At 74.2% G+C, this 14,620-nt stretch carries 16 protein-coding genes; 3 read left to right on the forward strand and 13 right to left on the reverse strand.

The window, feature by feature from the left end:
* Positions 1-246: 246 nt before the first annotated feature.
* Positions 247-1,062 carry a bifunctional allantoicase/(S)-ureidoglycine aminohydrolase gene (locus tag ATJ97_RS16955; protein ID WP_098484740.1) on the forward strand — a complete coding sequence of 272 codons (816 nt, stop codon included), beginning with the start codon at positions 247-249 and terminating at the stop codon, positions 1,060-1,062.
* 21 nt (positions 1,063-1,083) lie between these two features.
* Here ATJ97_RS16955 and ATJ97_RS16960 read toward each other — a convergent pair whose 3' ends face one another.
* From ATJ97_RS16960 to ATJ97_RS17000, 9 genes are all read right to left on the reverse strand, one after another.
* Positions 1,084-1,860 carry a hypothetical protein gene (locus ATJ97_RS16960; RefSeq protein ID WP_098484741.1) on the reverse strand — a complete coding sequence of 259 codons (777 nt, stop codon included), beginning with the start codon at positions 1,858-1,860 and terminating at the stop codon, positions 1,084-1,086.
* Positions 1,845-2,582: a hypothetical protein gene (locus ATJ97_RS16965; RefSeq protein ID WP_143427057.1), complete on the reverse strand. Its 738-nt coding sequence runs from the start codon at positions 2,580-2,582 to the stop codon at positions 1,845-1,847. The genes ATJ97_RS16960 and ATJ97_RS16965 overlap by 16 nt, the downstream gene beginning before the upstream one ends.
* Positions 2,579-3,247 carry a hypothetical protein gene (locus ATJ97_RS16970; protein ID WP_098484743.1) on the reverse strand — a complete coding sequence of 223 codons (669 nt, stop codon included), beginning with the start codon at positions 3,245-3,247 and terminating at the stop codon, positions 2,579-2,581. Before ATJ97_RS16970 ends, ATJ97_RS16965 begins: the two co-directional genes overlap by 4 nt.
* Positions 3,244-4,620, reverse strand: coding sequence for a putative T7SS-secreted protein (locus ATJ97_RS16975; protein WP_098484744.1), 1,377 nt, complete (start codon positions 4,618-4,620; stop codon positions 3,244-3,246). The genes ATJ97_RS16970 and ATJ97_RS16975 overlap by 4 nt, the downstream gene beginning before the upstream one ends.
* On the reverse strand, positions 4,620-4,913 hold the full coding sequence (locus tag ATJ97_RS16980) for a hypothetical protein (RefSeq protein ID WP_098484745.1): 294 nt from the start codon (positions 4,911-4,913) through the stop codon (positions 4,620-4,622). Before ATJ97_RS16980 ends, ATJ97_RS16975 begins: the two co-directional genes overlap by 1 nt.
* A gap of 156 nt (positions 4,914-5,069) precedes the next feature.
* Positions 5,070-5,522 (reverse strand): SRPBCC domain-containing protein, encoded by a 453-nt coding sequence (locus ATJ97_RS16985; RefSeq protein ID WP_098484746.1) that lies wholly within the window; start codon positions 5,520-5,522, stop codon positions 5,070-5,072.
* A gap of 47 nt (positions 5,523-5,569) precedes the next feature.
* A complete protein-coding gene (locus ATJ97_RS16990) occupies positions 5,570-6,289 on the reverse strand; it encodes a GIN domain-containing protein (protein WP_098484747.1) in 720 nt (239 codons plus the stop codon).
* A gap of 150 nt (positions 6,290-6,439) precedes the next feature.
* Entirely contained in the window at positions 6,440-6,739 is a 300-nt protein-coding gene (locus ATJ97_RS16995; protein ID WP_098484748.1) for a YciI family protein, read from the reverse strand.
* Positions 6,740-6,819: 80 nt separating this feature from the next.
* A complete protein-coding gene (locus tag ATJ97_RS17000; protein WP_098484749.1) occupies positions 6,820-9,534 on the reverse strand; it encodes a PEP/pyruvate-binding domain-containing protein in 2,715 nt (904 codons plus the stop codon).
* A 220-nt stretch (positions 9,535-9,754) separates the two neighbouring features.
* Between ATJ97_RS17000 and ATJ97_RS17005 the strand changes: the two genes are divergently transcribed.
* Positions 9,755-10,114: a cupin domain-containing protein gene (locus ATJ97_RS17005; protein ID WP_098484750.1), complete on the forward strand. Its 360-nt coding sequence runs from the start codon at positions 9,755-9,757 to the stop codon at positions 10,112-10,114.
* A gap of 85 nt (positions 10,115-10,199) precedes the next feature.
* Here the strand turns inward: ATJ97_RS17005 and trxA are convergent, their stop codons facing one another.
* The 3 genes from trxA to ATJ97_RS20475 all read right to left on the reverse strand — a co-directional run bounded on the left by trxA (position 10,200) and on the right by ATJ97_RS20475 (position 11,753).
* Positions 10,200-10,574: a thioredoxin gene (gene trxA / locus ATJ97_RS17010; RefSeq protein WP_098484751.1), complete on the reverse strand. Its 375-nt coding sequence runs from the start codon at positions 10,572-10,574 to the stop codon at positions 10,200-10,202.
* A 79-nt stretch (positions 10,575-10,653) separates the two neighbouring features.
* On the reverse strand, positions 10,654-11,577 hold the full coding sequence (locus ATJ97_RS17015) for an alcohol dehydrogenase catalytic domain-containing protein (protein WP_098485568.1): 924 nt from the start codon (positions 11,575-11,577) through the stop codon (positions 10,654-10,656).
* A gap of 17 nt (positions 11,578-11,594) precedes the next feature.
* The gene (locus tag ATJ97_RS20475) at positions 11,595-11,753 is read right to left on the reverse strand and encodes a hypothetical protein (RefSeq protein WP_170037526.1); all 159 of its coding nucleotides are present in this window, start codon (positions 11,751-11,753) and stop codon (positions 11,595-11,597) included.
* Positions 11,754-11,920: 167 nt separating this feature from the next.
* On the opposite strand from ATJ97_RS20475, the gene ATJ97_RS17020 reads away from it, so the two are divergent.
* Positions 11,921-13,270 (forward strand): glutamate-5-semialdehyde dehydrogenase, encoded by a 1,350-nt coding sequence (locus ATJ97_RS17020; RefSeq protein WP_098484752.1) that lies wholly within the window; start codon positions 11,921-11,923, stop codon positions 13,268-13,270.
* A 51-nt stretch (positions 13,271-13,321) separates the two neighbouring features.
* On the opposite strand, the gene ATJ97_RS17025 is transcribed toward ATJ97_RS17020, so the two are convergent.
* A complete protein-coding gene (locus ATJ97_RS17025) occupies positions 13,322-14,554 on the reverse strand; it encodes an FUSC family protein (protein WP_098484753.1) in 1,233 nt (410 codons plus the stop codon).
* Between the last annotated feature and the right edge of the window lie 66 nt (positions 14,555-14,620).

The raw sequence follows: 14,620 nt of genomic DNA on the forward strand, positions 1-14,620 counted from the left end.
AGGTTGCTGGACGCTGGTTCGGCCCCGAGGCTGCTGACGCTGGCTCGGCCTCGAGCTGCCGGACGCCGGCTCGCCCGGAAAAGCCGTGCCCCGCTCCACCCGCGCTCCCGGACGGCGGCCGGCCCACGCGCACGGCAATCGCCCTCACCGTTGGGCCCATCGGATCGTGGAAGGGTTGTTCCACGACGCGGAAGGCGTCATGATATGCAAGCAACAGAGTTCCCCGACGTAGCGGAGGTTCCCCGGATGACGCAGACGCACTACTACTCCAACCCCGCCGGTCTCCCGCCGCAGACGGACCTGCTGACGGACCGTGCCATCGTGACCGAGGCCTACACGGTCATCCCGCGGGGAGTGCTGCGCGACATCGTCACCAGCGTCATCCCGGATTGGACCGGAACCCGGGCCTGGATCCTCAACCGCCCCGTCGCGGGCGGGGCGACGACGTTCGCGCAGTACCTCATGGAGGTCGAGCCCGGGGGCGGCTCGGGCCGCCCCGAGGCGCAGCACACGGTCGAGGGCTTCGTCCTGGTCGTGTCCGGCGAGCTGACCGTGACGATCGAGGGGGAGACGCACGTCCTGGCTCCCGGCGGCTTCGCCTACGCGCCGGCCGGGGCCGACTGGCACGTGCGCAACGCCGGTGCCGCGCCCGCGCAGTTCCACTGGATCCGCAAGGCGTACGAGCCGCTCGAGGGTTACGTGGCCCGCCCGGTCTTCGGCAAAGAGCAGGAGCTCGAGCCGTTCCCCATGCCGGACACGGACGGGCGGTGGCGCACCACCCGGATGCTCCCCGTCGACGACCTCGCCTACGACATGCACGTCAACATCGTGACGTTCGAGCCCGGCGCGTCGATCCCGTTCGCCGAGACCCACGTCATGGAGCACGGCCTCTACGTGCTCGAGGGCAAGGCGGTCTACCGCCTCAACGGCGACTGGGTCGAGGTGCAGGAGGGCGACTACATGTCGCTGCGGGCGTTCTGCCCGCAGGCGTGCTACGCCGGCGGTCCGTCGAACTTCCGCTACCTGCTCTACAAGGACGTCAACCGCCAGATCGTGCTCTGAGCGGCCCGGTCGCCCGCCGGCTCACTGGGTCGGCGGGCGACCGGCACGTGGCGTGGAGCCTGAGGGCAGCGGCTCGGTGGGCAGCAGCGGGCGCGGCTCCGACCCGTAGGCGCGCACGAGGTCCTCCGGCACGGCGCGCGCCAGCGCGACGAGCGCGGGCTCGACCCGCCCGACCTTGGTGAGGACCTCGGAGAGGTCGAAGCCCTTCTCCCACCACATCAGCGTCGAGCCGACGATGCGCAGCTGGGCGCCCTGCAGCTCCGGCCGGGCGAGCGCGTGCGCGAAACCGCCCTGCACGAGTGCCCTGGCGAACTCCGGGTCGGCCGAGGTGATGCGCCAGTGGTTGTCGATCTGCGGGTGGCCCACCGTGACGTCCTGGCCGCCCACGGCCGTGGCGAGCCCGGCGCGCGCGCCGCGCTCGAAGGCCACCTCCGGCAGGGACGCGGGCAGGTCGACCCCGACGACGAGGTGAGGCTTCTTCACCCGCGACCCGTCCGCGCGGATCTGGTCCGTCGTCAGGTACACGTACTCGAGGAAGAAGACCCGCAGCCCCGCGCGCTCGGCCACCATGATCTCGGCGGCGTAGTTGTCGCGGCCCGGCCGGAACGGCGGGCCCTGCCAGTCCTCCGTCCACATGTCCGCCGGGAAGCGCCGCCAGCCGCCCTGGCGGGAGAAGTCCTGCCGGTCGCTCGTGTACCTCTTCTCCCGGCGCATCTGCACCCACACGCCCACGGCGAGCACCGCGGCGACCAGGAGGACCAGGAGCGCCGTGGTCCCCGTGCTCAGCCCGTCGTCCATGCCGTCTCCCTCGTCGTGCCGCTGATCCGATGGTTCCCGCTGGCGTCGCGGGCGAGCGGGACGCCGCCCTGAGTGGGGGCGGCGTCCGGGGTGTGTGTGCCGCCGTGGAGGTCGTCGGGGTCGGCCGCCCGGCGGACGTCCTCGAGCAGCGACTCGACGTCGGGCAGCGACCGCAGCAGCGCGTCGAGGTCCGACCCGCTGATCGTCGTCGTCACGTCCACCGCGCCCGACTCGCCCGGTGCTGCCGGGAGCCGCACGGCGTGACGCAGGATGCCGGTGAGCGGGCCGCCGTCGCCGGCCCGCTCGAACCGCAGCACCCGCAGCAGCGGGCGCCCGTCGGGCAGGGTGACGTCCTCGACCTGCACCGCACCGACGCCGGCCTCGCGGTCGGCGTCCGTCAGCATCCGGTGGACGAGGTGCCGGTTGGCGGCGGCGTCCGTCCTCACCGCGGCGACCTCCAGCAGCATGAGACTGCCGCGCACGTCGGGCAGGTGCAGGTAGCGCGCCTGGACGTGGGGAGGCAGGGGGAGGGCCGCGACGGCGGTGAGCACGATCGCCAGGCGCTCGCCCAGCGCCGGGTCGTCGATCCCCTGGTCGGCGACGACGGCGGGACCCGCCTGCCCCGCCCAGGCCGCGGCCGAGGGGTGCTCCGCCGTCGGCCACGCCGTCGGCACGTGGACCCAGATCCGCGGGTCGGGGGCGACGTGCACGGGGACGGTCATGACCACCTCAGGGTGGAGACGACGGCGTCGAAGAGCTCCGTCAGGGCGTCGCCCAGCTCGGCCTCGGGATCGTCCGCGGGCTCGAGGACGGTCAGCGTGAGGGCGAGGAACTGCCGGGGACGTCCGGGGATGCCGAGCAGGTAGCGCACGTGCCGGCTGACCGCGCCGGCCGCGGGCTCGACGTCGTCCGCGACGGTGGCCAGCGGCCCGGCCGGTGCGCCGGCCGCCTGGAGCGTCCGCTCGGTCCGGGCGACCTCCGCGCCGAGCTGGGCGGTGACGTCGCGGCTTGTGACCGAGCGCACGGCCACGGCGTCCCCGACGGCCACCGGCTCGCCGGCGCCGCGGGCGACCATGGCGACGAGGACGTCCTCGTGCGAGGCGCCGGCCTCGGGCACGTCGACCACGGTGGCCATCACCGACGCCGGGATCGTCAGGCCGTCCACGCGCTCGACCGGCACAAGCAGGTCGACGGCGCCGCGGTTCTGCGCGTCCGTGACGAGGGCGCGCAGCTGCTGCTCCACGTGGTGCCGCACGGCCGGTGCGCTGTCGCGCGGCACCGCGGCGGTGAGGTGGTCGACGAGGGCCTGGAGCTGGGCGTCGGTGTCGCCGTCGATCTCGAGGCGGGTCCAGCCCGGCGGGACCGAGACCGAGTACAGGCGGCTCACCTGCCGTCCCCGACGAGCGCTGCGTCCATCTGGTCACGGTACTCGGCGAACGGCCGGGGCGCGCCCAACGGGTCGTTCCAGTCGAACAGGTAGGGGTTGCCGCCGTTGGCGAGGGAGGTCTCGGTGAGGTGGTTGGTGAGCCAGTCGTCCCCGGCGTCGGCGGCGGTCTTGATGCCGTACTCCTTGGCCAGGTACGCGCCGCCCTCGAGGCCGGCCGCCTTGACCGCCAGCTCGGTCATCTCGTGGTTGGAGTAGGCCCCGCGCCACAGGTCGTTGAGCATCGACATCTGCGCGACGTTCCGGTTGCCGATGGTGAAGTCGGCCGGGATGGCGCGGATCTCGACATCGGTCGGCACGAGGTTCGAGGCGGCGAAGAGGGTGTCGGCACCGGTGCGGGACAGCACCCGTGTCATCGCGCCGCCGACCAGCTTCTCGACGCCCTTGCCCGCGAGCTTCTCCACCTGCCCCTTGGCCAGCCCGGTGAGGAGCTCGATCGCGGACTTCTTGCCGCGCACCACCTGGATGAGCGCGACGGAGTGCTTGGCGATCTTGACGACCCGCTGGATCTTCCCGATCAGGGTGAGGACCCGCAGCGCCGCGACGAGGAGGCCGCCGCCCGGGACGAAGAGCAGCACGATCGAGGCGACGAGCAGCAGGATCTCGAACTTGTCGAGGATGTCGGAGATGACGGTCAGGGCCTTCTCCAGGAAGTCCACGACGTCGCCCAGGAAGTCACCGGCCTTGTCCCAGAAACTGTCCTTGAGGGCGTTCGAGTCCGCGAGCTCGCCGATGGAGCTGATCGCCGCCGAGGCGGCCTCGTCCCGGTCGGCGACGGCGTCCCGGATGCGCTGGACGGCCGCGTCGAACTCGGCCTGCAGGGCGTCGACCCGGGCACGGGCGACGGCGAGGTCGCCCGCGGGGTCCGTGGGGGCGCCCGGCACCGGCTCGAGGTTCATGGCCTCGCGGTAGAGATGGTTGCTCGCCGCGTGCGCGGCGTCGCTCTCGGCGACCCGGGCGGACTCCAGCTGCCCCGCGACCTCCACGACGGCGCTCAGCGCGAGGTCGGCCTTGTCCTGCGCGGCGTCGAGGCCCGTGGCGTAGGTGTCGACGGCGTCCGCCACACCGGAGTAGAGCGGCTCGGCCTTCTCGATCTCGGCCGCGACCTCCGCGGCCCGCTGGCGGAACTTCTCGACCGCCTTCGACTTCATGTCGAGGTCGCTGAGGTCACGCAGCCCCTGGGCGGCGCTGGTGATGTGCTCGGCGACCGTGCGGTAGCCGCCGGCGTAGGTCCGCAGCTCGGTGGGGTCGCCGGGCAAGGGGTCGGTCCAGAACTCGCGGGTGACCTCCCAGCCGGTCGGGCGCGGGGTGCTCATCACCGACCACCACCCAGACCGTCGGCCAGCTGGGTGTCGAGCTCGACGAACGCCTCGGCGACGGTGACCATGGTGCGGCCGAGCACGTCGATGTTCTCCACCATGCGGCCGCGGTGCACCTCCCAGCTCGACCGGAAGGAGTCGAGCCGGTCGTACAGCCCGTCGTGGCCGACCGCCTCGCTCAGGCCGGAGCTCTTGTCCGTCGTGCCGGTCGCGAACTCCTCCCGGACCGCGGCGAGCGAGTCGGCGGTCGAGAGCAGAAGGTCGGTGCTGAGCGTCAGGTCCCCCGACATGGCTCCTCCGTCGGTCGTGGCGCCGCACGGTGCGGCTCGGTTCTGGAGCCAACTGTGGCGTAACCGGGATCCGGTGGGCCAGCCTGCTGCGGGGGGACTTCTCCCCATCCGGGGGCCGCGGCACGGGGAGAACTCCCCGCAGCGGCCGGCACCCGGTCAGACGAGGCTGTCCACGTACCGCCCGAGCACCATGTCCCAGCCCGCGTCGTACCGGGCGCGCGCGGCTGCGCCGTCGTCCCGGACCTCCCAGCCCGTGTGGCGCAGGTGCACCCGGGTGCCGTCGGAGGTCTCGGAGAACCGCACCTCCAGCTCGGTGGCCTGCTCAGGCGGGCCGCCGGGGTGCCAGCTCATGGTGAGCAGCTCCGGCGGTGCCCAGCCGGTGACGGTGCCCCAGACCTCTCGGCCCCCGTCGGGACGGACCTCCACAACCTCCTCGCCCACCCCGGCCCCGAAGCTGACGGTCCCTCGGTCGGCGTGCGCCGTGGAGTGCGTCCCGAACGGCCACCACGTCTCGAGCCCGGTGGTGAAGGCCCGGAACGCCTCGCCGGCGGCCATCGGCACGGTCACCACCTTGACGACCGGCGCGAACGGGTCCTCGACGACGTCCATGGCTGCCTCCTGGGGTGCGCGTGGCGTGAGGCTACCGCGTCCCGCCGTCAGCGCTCGCGGACCGCGCCCAGCCCGTCCGTCCGGGAGGTGACGCTCGCGCCGCCGCCGTAGGTGACGGACCCGGCCCCGTCCACGGTCGCGGTGAGCTCGCTGGAGACCTCGACGTCGGCGCTGCCGGTGCCGGACAGCGTGACGACGGCGTCCTGCGAGGTGAGCTCTCTGCCCTCGTAGCTGCCGGTGCCGTCGATCTGCACGGACTGCGCGCGCGCCGCACCGCTGAGCCGGACCGAGCCGGTGCCCTCGATGTCGACGAGGAGGTTGTCGACGTCGACGCCCTGCGCCTGCACGTCCCCGGTGCCCTCCACGCCGACGGCGAGGGAGTCGGTGGGGGACAGCTCGGCGACGACGTCGCCGGTGCCTCGGACGGTGATCCCCTCGACCTCGGGCAGGACGAGCTCGTAGGTGATGTCGCCGAGGTCCCGCAGACGCATGCCGGGGCGGACCCCGAGGACGAGCACACCGTCGTGCACGTCCGACGTCAGCTCCTCGAGGGTGCTCTCGTGGGCGGTGACCGTGAGCGACGCCCGGTCGCCGGTGCTGACCCGCAGGTTGCCCGTGCCGTCGAGGCGCACGGCCCTCACCGAGCTGTCGACCTCGCCGTCCTCGGTCGTGACCGCGCCGGACGGTCCCGCCACGGCACATCCCATCAGCAGCAGCCCGGCGGCGGAGAGGAGACCGAGGGCGGCGGGCAGGTTCTTGATCAGCATGGGGGGGCTCACGTTCCGACTAGCAGTGACCGTCTGGGTGCCGGGCTGGCGCCCGGCACTGACGAGTCTTGCGAACGCGTGAGGGCACCGGTATCGGAGATGCACCTGATCGATCCCTGAGATCTCCCTGAGGCGAGCGTGCGGGGCGCATCAACGGGCCCCGCGCACGAACGCTGCCACGAAAGGCCGCAGCTCCCCGCGGGCGATGCCGCTCGAGATCGTCGGATCCTCCGCCATGTAGCGGCGGGCGGCCTCCTCGTCGGCCGCCGTGAACACGCAGATGCCGGTGTTGACCGCGCCGAGCGTCGGGCCCGCGAGGATGAGGCTGCCGTCCGCGAGGCGCCGCTCGAGCAACGCCGCGTGCTCGCCCCACACCCGCTGCTCCTCGGCCGTCATCGTCTCGGCGAAGTGTTCCCGCGGGGAGTGGATGAAGTAGATCCACTCGCTCATCCGGCCACGCTAGCAACGGGTGCCGGCCCTCGTGGCGCGACGGGTGAGCGGTTGCGCCCGGGACGGCGTGCGCGGCGGATCTACGGCGGGGGAGCGGGCTCCGACACCTTCGTGACCGTCCCCGCCGCACCGTCGACGGTGAGCGTCTCGCCCGTCCGGACGAGCCCGGTGGCACCCACGACGCCGACGACGGCCGGCAGACCGTACTCGCGCGCGACCACCGCGCCGTGCGACATGGCGCCGCCCATCTCCATGACCAGCCCGCCCGCGGTCAGGAACAGCGGTGTCCACCCGGGGTCGGTCGACGGCGTCACGAGAATCTCGCCCGGCTCCAGACGCGCGCTGGCGGGGTCGAGGACGACGCGGGCCCGGGCGGTGACCGAGCCCGCCGACGCCGGCGCCCCGGCGAGCGTGCCGGGCGGCAGCCTGTCTCCGGCCGCCGTCGTCGCGGCCTCCGCGGCCTCCGCCGCGAGGGCGGCCTCGAGGTCCGTCCCGTCGGACAGCAGCAGACGAGGGACGTGCCGACGGCGCGACTCGTGCTGGTACGTCCGGCGCCGCTGCGCGACGACGTCGCGCAGGTCGGCACCGCGCAGCCCCACGCGGGCCTCGGTCAGGTCGAGGAAGAAGACGTCCTCCGCATCCTCGATGCGCCCGGCGTCGGCGAGGTCCTCCCCGACGCGGCGCAGCTGCGCGCGGAGTCCCGCGAGCACCAGGACGAAGGCGAACTTGGGCTGCTCGCGCAGACCGGCCGCCGCCCGGGCACGGCGCAGCCCGTACGCCACCGCCCGGCCGCGCACGCTGCGCGGCCCCCCGGCCCTGCCGGCCAGCTCCGCGGCCATCGCCTCGGCCTCGGCGGCGGCGCGGGCGAACTGGCGGTCAGGCGCCAGCTCGGGGTCCTCCAGCCGCAGGTAGTTGGCAAGGACGTTGACGACGTGCGTGGGGTCGTCTGACCAGCGCGGTGCCCCGACGTCGATCTCCGCGACGGCGCGGTGGCCGTAGGCGCGCAGGAACTGCCGGAGCTCGTGCTGGGCGACCTGCGGGAGGGACCCCTCGGCGTACCGCTGCGCGATCTCGCCGGGTGCGGAGCCCAGAAAGAGCGACGCGGACGCCGGGTCCTCGCGCAGGCGGGTGGCGGTCCGCCACAGGTTCAGGTCCATGTCCGTGGTGACGTTGCCGGGCAGCCCGCGGAGCACGGGCGGCAGCTCGCCACGGCGCGCCCGTCGGCCGAGCAGCCACCGCGCGATGCCGAACCAGACGTACGCGGCCACCGCCGGCGGCAGCTGGTCCATGACGGCGTCCATGAGGGTCCGGCCGAGCACCCGCTCGACGGCGTCCAGGCGCCCCGCGGCGGTGGCGTGCGCCGGCAGCGACGCGACGACCCGGCGCACGGCGACCTCGGCCCGGCGGCCGCGCTCGCGGGCCGCGGCCGGCCGGAGGACGGCGAGGATCACCTGGGGGACGGCCTGGAGCTGGGGCAGCGACCGGTACAGTCCGAGGATGGAGCGGACGCTCCAGCCCTCGGTCGCGGAGAACCGGGGATCCTCGGTGAGGTGCCGCAGGAGCGCGACGGAGGGGGCGTCCGCGATCCGCATGGCACCGAGGAACATCGCGCGGCCCGCCCGGCCGGCGAGCGTCGCGGTGATGTCCATGTACAGACGCAGGCCAGGGTGGACGTAGCGGAACGGCGCCGGCACCCCCGCCGGTGGCCGGTACCCGGCGAGGACGACGTCGTACAGGGACAGCCCCATGGGCGTCAGCGGCCCGTGGATGCCCTGGAGCAGGCTGGCGCACACGAACGCGCGGACGCCGCCGTCGGGAGGGCGGTCCGGCTCCGGCAGCGGGTACAGCGTGGTGACGGGACGTGACTGCAGCAGCACGATCCGGCCACGTCGGTCGACCGACCACTCCACGTCCTGCGGCTGGCCGAGGCAGCTCTCCGCCCGTGCGCCGAGAGCGGTGACGTCCAGCACCTGGGCGTCGGTCAGGCACAGCGTGCGGCCCGGCCCGCCCGACAGCTCCCCGGAGGCGCCGCCGGCGGGTCCAGGTCCGGTGGACCGCCGCAGGATCGCACGCGTGGCGACGTCGACCACCCACCGGTCGGGGTTGACGGAGCCGCCGACCAGGGCCGCCCCGAGGCCCGGCGCCGCGTCGATGACCGCCTCGCCGCGCCGCCCCGTCACGGGGTTGGCGGTGAAGAGCACCCCGGAGACCGCTGCGTCCACCATCTCCTGCACGACGACCGCCATGCTGATCGCGCGGTGGTCGATGCCGTGGGCCTCGCGGTAGGCGACCGCGCGGTCGGTCCACAACGACGCCCAGCAACGGCGGACCGCTGCCCACAGGGCGTCCGGGCCGACCACGCCCAGATAGGTGTCCTGCTGGCCGGCGAAGCTGACGTCCGGAAGGTCCTCCGCGGTGGCGGAGGAGCGCACGGCGACCGGCACGTCCCGGCCGAGCCGCGCGTAGGCGTCGCGGACCGCCTCGAGCACCGGCGTCGGGACGGGGGCGGCGCGCAGGCGCTCGCGCGCCGGCCCGGCGAGGGCGGCGCTCGACGAGGCCTCGGTGTCCCGTCGCTCCGTCAGCCTGTCCAGGATCTCGTCGAGTCCGGCCGCCTCGGCGGCCCGGTCGTAGAGCTCCGTGGTGAGGCAGAACCCGGCCGGCACCGGGAGCCCGGCCGCCAGCAGCGCCCCGAGGTTCTCCGCCTTGCCGCCGACGACGGCCACCGTGCCGGGACCGACGTCGGCCAGCTCCACGACGCCCCGCGGGCGCCCGACGGGACCGGACGATGCGCCCATAGCCGCCACCACGTCGTCGTCGGCACACTGACGAGATCGACGATAGGTCGCCGCGGGGCGGAGTCAACCCGCGGTCCGCGCAGGCGGGAACCGCCGCCGCGTCGGAGGCACGCCCGAACGTCTGAGGGCGGGGACACGCGCGGTCCGCGCAGGCGGGGAAACGTCGCCGTCGGGCGGCCGACCGGGCATGCTGGGCCGCACGACTCGAGGAGGAGCTCGCATGCTCGTGATCGACCTCAGCACCGGAGGGACCGACGGGGGACGGCTGCACCAGCTCGAGGGGCGCGGCTGCGAGGCCGGGGTCTCCCTGATCTTCACCAGCACCGCGGAGCCCGGCGCGGGCCCGTACCTGCACAAGCACCCGTACGCGGTGACCTTCGTGATCCACGCGGGGCGTGCGTCGTTCACCGTCGGCGACCAGGAGCTGGTGGGCTCGGCCGACCAGGTGATCGTGGTGCCGGGATTCACGCCTCACAAGTTCGCCGTCCTGGGGCCGGAGCCGTTCTGGTCGACGAACATCCACGCGAGCAACACGTTCGTCACCGAGTGGCTGGAGGGGCCCCGGGCGACGCTGCTCTAGGACCCGCCCCTCGCTCCAGGAACGGCACAGGGCCCGCCCCCTGCGGAGCGAGCCCTGCGTGAAGCGGGGTCCGGCGGACCAGCGGTCAGTGCTGGTGGCTGGCCTCGTGCTCGGCCACCTGGCGGCGCACCTCGTCCATGTCGAGGCCCTTGACGCCGTCGACCAGCTGCTCGAGGCTCTTCGCCGGCAGCGCGCCGGCCTGGGAGAAGACGAGGATCCCGTCACGGAAAGCCATCAGCGTGGGGATGGCCGTGATCTGGAGCTGGGCCGCGAGCTGCTGCTCGGCCTCGGTGTCCACCTTCGCGAACGTGATGTCCGGGTTCGCCTCGGAGACCTTCTCGTAGATGGGGGCGAACTGCTTGCAGGGGCCGCACCAGTCGGCCCAGAAGTCGACGAGCGTGATGCCCTCGCCGCTGATGGTCTGCTCGAACTCCGCGGTCGTGATGTTCTTCGTCGCCATGCTGCTTCCTCCTCGTGGGGTTGCTCTGGGGGAGATAACGCGAGGGCACGGGATTCATTCCCGGCCCCGCCGACGCCCGTCACACCGTGACCACGAGCTTCCCGCGGACGTGGCCGCGCTCGCTGGTCAGGAGCGCGTCCCGCGCCCGGTCCAGGGGGAACCGCTCGGCGATCTCGACACGCAGCTCCCCGTGCGCGACGTGGGCGAGGAGACGCGTGAGCCGTGCGCGGTCGGGCCGGACGTAGACGTACCGGCCGCCGAACCGTTCCCTCACCCCCGGGTCGACGACCGAGGCGACGCGGGCGCCGTCGGCGAGGACGTCGGCGGACGCGTCCAGCGCGTCCCCGCCCACGAGGTCGATCACCGCGTCGACGCCGTCCGGTGCCTCGCGGCGGACGTTGCGGACCAGCTCCTCGCCGTACTCCACGGGCACGGCGCCCAGGCCGGCGAGGTACTCGTGGTTGCGCGAGCTCGCCGTGCCGAGCACCCGCGCACCGCGCAGGCGCGCGAGCTGCACCGCGAACGAGCCGACGCCCCCGGCGGCGGCGTGGACGAGCACCGTGTCGCCCCGGGACACCCGGGCGGCGTCCAGGAGCATGTCCGCGGTCATCCCGGCGAGGGGGACGCAGCCCGCGACGTCGAGCGGGACGCCGTCCGGCACCTTCGCCCAGGCCCGCTCCGGGACGCTGACCCGTTCGGCGAACGTCCCGGCCTGGATGTGGTCCTTGCGGGCGTAGGCGGCGACGCGGTCCCCGGGGGCGAGCCCCTCGATGGCCGGCCCGGCGGCCACGACCGTCCCCGCGATGTCCCAGCCGGGCACGAGCGGCAGGTGGTGGGGGACCGCCCCGCGCATCCCGCCGTAGAGGATCTTCCAGTCGACGGGGTTGACGCCCGCCGCCGCGGTCTGGACCAGCACGTCGTCGGGGCCGATCCCCGGGGTGTCGAGCTCCGTGAGCTCGACGGCCGCGGGTCCGTCGAACGCGCGGATCACCGCCGCCCTGATGGGTCCCTCAGCGACAGTCACGACGCCGAGCGACCTGCCGGGCCGGACCGGTTCCGAAGACTTGCCAGCAGCTCCTTGGCCCGGCGCTGGTTCTCCGGCTTGGCAGCCTCGCGGCGCACGATCTGGATCGCCTTGGCGGCGACCGCGCCCTTGAGGGCTCCGCGGATCAGTCGCATGGTGCTCCTTCCTCCTGGTGCTGGCCCCTGCGTCCCGCGCGGCGACCCCGCGCGTTCTCGGGGATCTCGACGGTACGGGCGGCCGCGCGGGGCTGCCACCGCACGGCGGGTGGTGCGGGGACGGACGGGTCTCCCGGCGGGGCCCGCTCCGGCCTACCCTGTGGCGCATGACGGACATCACGTACCCCACGACGAACGCCGGCCCGGGCGAGGACGCCTCCGCCGTCGCGACGCCGGCGCCTGCCGCGGTCGACGACGCACGCGAGGGCGTCCGCGGGATCGCCCTGGCGGCCAAGCAGGCCTCCCGCGCCCTGGCGACGGCGACGCGCGCCACCAAGGACGCCGCGCTGCACGCGATGGCCGACGCGCTCGTCGCGGAGGCCGCCCGCATCATCGACGCCAACGGCGCGGACCTGGCCCGGGGCCGCGAGAACGGCATGAAGGAGTCGCTGCTGGACCGCCTCGCCCTGGACGAGGGGCGGATCGCCGGCATCGCGGACGCCCTCCGGGAGCTCGCGGCGCTGCCCGACCCCGTCGGCGAGATCGTGCGCGGCTCCACGTTGCCCAACGGGCTGCGCCTGCGGCAGGTCCGCGTCCCGATGGGGGTCGTCGGGATGATCTACGAGGCCCGCCCCAACGTGACCGTCGACGCGGCCGGCCTCGCGCTGAAGTCCGGCAACGCCGTCGTGCTCCGCGGCGGCTCGGCGGCGGCCAGCTCGAACGAGGTGATCGTCGCCGTCCTGGGCGAGGCGCTCGTGCGCCAGGGGCTGCCGCGTGAGCTCGTGCAGTCCATCGACGCCTACGGCCGCGCGGGCGCCGTCGAGCTCATGCGGGCCCGCGGGCTCGTCGACGTCCTCGTGCCGCGCGGGGGCGCGGACCTCATCCGCACCGTCGTGACCGAGTCGCTCGTGCCGGTCATCGAGACCGGCGTGGGCAACTGCCACGTGTTCGTCGACGCCTCGGCGGACGTCGCCCAGGCCGTGCCGATCGTGCTCAACTCCAAGACCCAGCGCACCGGGGTGTGCAACGCCGCCGAGACGCTCCTCGTCCACCGCGACGTCGCACCGACGTTCCTGCCCGCGGTGCTCGAGGAGCTCCGACGCCGGGACGTCACCATCCACGGCGACGACGCCGTCGCGGCCAACGTCCCCGAGGGGCTGCGGTTCGAGCAGGCGACGGAGACCGACTGGGAGACGGAGTACCTCTCCCTGGACCTGGCCGTGCGCGTCGTCGACTCGCTCGACGAGGCCCTCGAGCACATCCGCCGCTACTCCTCCGGGCACACGGAGGTCATCTGCACCCGGGACACCCGCTCGGTGCAGCGGTTCACCACCGAGCTCGACTCCGCGGCGATCATCGTGAACGCCTCCTCGCGCTTCACCGACGGCGGGCAGTTCGGCCTGGGGGCGGAGATCGGCATCTCCACCCAGAAGCTCCACGCCCGGGGCCCGATGGGCCTGGCGGAGCTGACGACGACCACGTGGATCGTGGAGGGGGACGGGCAGATCCGCGAGTAGCGGCCGAGCCGGGGCAGGGCGGGGCCGGTCGGACCGCTCCGCCCGCCCCGGTCAGGCGCGTCCCGCCGTGTGTCGGGGTGCGTCCCGCCGTGGGTCAGGCGCGTCCCGCCGTGTGTCAGGCGCGCCTCGCCCGGCCCCGGGTTCACCGTCGGCGGCGTCGCGCGCCGGACCGGCGGGCGCGTCGGCCACCCTGACGGAGATCAGCTCGTCCAGGCAGCGACGGACGGTGACGGCCAGCGAGGCGGCCACCATCGTGCCGCCGCCCGGCTCGTCGGTGCGGGCCCGGCCGGTCGCCGCGGTGAACCGCTCCAGCGACTCCCGGGCGGCCCGCACCTCCTTCTCGACGTCGTCCGAGTCGCCGACGCTGCGCACGACCGCCTCGAGGTGACGGACCATGTCGGCGGCCGCGGGCCGCAGGGCACGGCCCAGGGCCAGGGTCTCGTTCCCGGCGCGCTCCTCCACGGAGAGCAGGTCGGTGAGGTCGACCACGAGCAGCGCGACCCGGTCGAGCGCGGCCGCCTGCCGGTCGAGGCGGTCGAGCTCGTGCTCGTACGCCCGTGCCCGGCGGTTGCCGCGCCGGGCGTCGTCGGCCTCCTGGACCCTGTTGCGCATGAGCCAGCGTTTCGGTGCGACGTCGTGCTGGCGCTGCTCCCACCCCTCGGCGTCGAGCGGGTCGTCCTGCTCGAGGGCGTCGGCCACGTCGGCGAGCTGCGCGGCGAGCTCGCGCCGCACGTCCGCGACCGCCGCCTGGGCCGGGGCGAGCGGCAGGGGCGGGAACACGGCGTTGACCGTGACGCCGATGGCGGCGCCGAGCAGCACCAGTCCCGCGTACACGCCGATGTAGAAGGCCTCCCCGCCGCCGATGACGAGCGTGAACAGCGCGGCCGTCGGTGCCCAGCTGGCCATGGCCCCCAGGGGGCGCAGGCCGACGGCGAGCACGCCGAGGGCGACGACCAGTGCCACGGTGAGCGGGCTGGAGGAAGAGCCGAGGTGCTCGCCGAGGAACCCGATCGCCCCACCGACCCCGATGGCCGCCACCGTCTGGAGCGACTCGCGCACGGAGCCCGCGAGCGTGGTGGTCGTGGCGATGACGGCGCCGAGCGGGGCGTAGTACGGGTAGTCGGCGGCCGGGTCGGGCAGGAACTGGGCGACGAACCACGCCAGGGAGGCGGCGAGCGCCCCGCGGACCGCGAGCGCCGCACGAGGGTGGCGCAGCCAGGTGGTCAGCAGCCGTCCCGGGCGGTGCAGCAGCTCGTCCCGGACCGTGGACGCTGTCTCGGTCATGTGCCTCCTGTCGTCGCCGTCATGCCTAGCACGCGGCGGACCGGTCAGCACGGGCAGGGCGACGGT

The organism is Georgenia soli, from assembly GCF_002563695.1.
In the GTDB taxonomy this organism is placed as follows: Bacteria; Actinomycetota; Actinomycetes; order Actinomycetales; family Actinomycetaceae; genus Georgenia; species Georgenia soli.

Excerpts from the sequence above, each read along its gene's own strand:
- ATJ97_RS16955 (WP_098484740.1), top strand. The coding sequence starts at position 247 with ATGACGCAGACGCACTACTACTCCAACCCCGCCGGTCTCCCGCCGCAG.
- ATJ97_RS16960 (WP_098484741.1), bottom strand. The coding sequence starts at position 1,860 with ATGGACGACGGGCTGAGCACGGGGACCACGGCGCTCCTGGTCCTCCTG.
- ATJ97_RS16965 (WP_143427057.1), bottom strand. The coding sequence starts at position 2,582 with ATGACCGTCCCCGTGCACGTCGCCCCCGACCCGCGGATCTGGGTCCAC.
- ATJ97_RS16975 (WP_098484744.1), bottom strand. The coding sequence starts at position 4,620 with ATGAGCACCCCGCGCCCGACCGGCTGGGAGGTCACCCGCGAGTTCTGG.
- ATJ97_RS16980 (WP_098484745.1), bottom strand. The coding sequence starts at position 4,913 with ATGTCGGGGGACCTGACGCTCAGCACCGACCTTCTGCTCTCGACCGCC.
- ATJ97_RS16985 (WP_098484746.1), bottom strand. The coding sequence starts at position 5,522 with ATGGACGTCGTCGAGGACCCGTTCGCGCCGGTCGTCAAGGTGGTGACC.
- ATJ97_RS16990 (WP_098484747.1), bottom strand. The coding sequence starts at position 6,289 with ATGCTGATCAAGAACCTGCCCGCCGCCCTCGGTCTCCTCTCCGCCGCC.
- ATJ97_RS16995 (WP_098484748.1), bottom strand. The coding sequence starts at position 6,739 with ATGAGCGAGTGGATCTACTTCATCCACTCCCCGCGGGAACACTTCGCC.
- ATJ97_RS17000 (WP_098484749.1), bottom strand. The coding sequence starts at position 9,534 with ATGGGCGCATCGTCCGGTCCCGTCGGGCGCCCGCGGGGCGTCGTGGAG.
- ATJ97_RS17005 (WP_098484750.1), top strand. The coding sequence starts at position 9,755 with ATGCTCGTGATCGACCTCAGCACCGGAGGGACCGACGGGGGACGGCTG.
- trxA (WP_098484751.1), bottom strand. The coding sequence starts at position 10,574 with ATGGCGACGAAGAACATCACGACCGCGGAGTTCGAGCAGACCATCAGC.
- ATJ97_RS20475 (WP_170037526.1), bottom strand. The coding sequence starts at position 11,753 with ATGCGACTGATCCGCGGAGCCCTCAAGGGCGCGGTCGCCGCCAAGGCG.
- ATJ97_RS17020 (WP_098484752.1), top strand. The coding sequence starts at position 11,921 with ATGACGGACATCACGTACCCCACGACGAACGCCGGCCCGGGCGAGGAC.
- ATJ97_RS17025 (WP_098484753.1), bottom strand. The coding sequence starts at position 14,554 with ATGACCGAGACAGCGTCCACGGTCCGGGACGAGCTGCTGCACCGCCCG.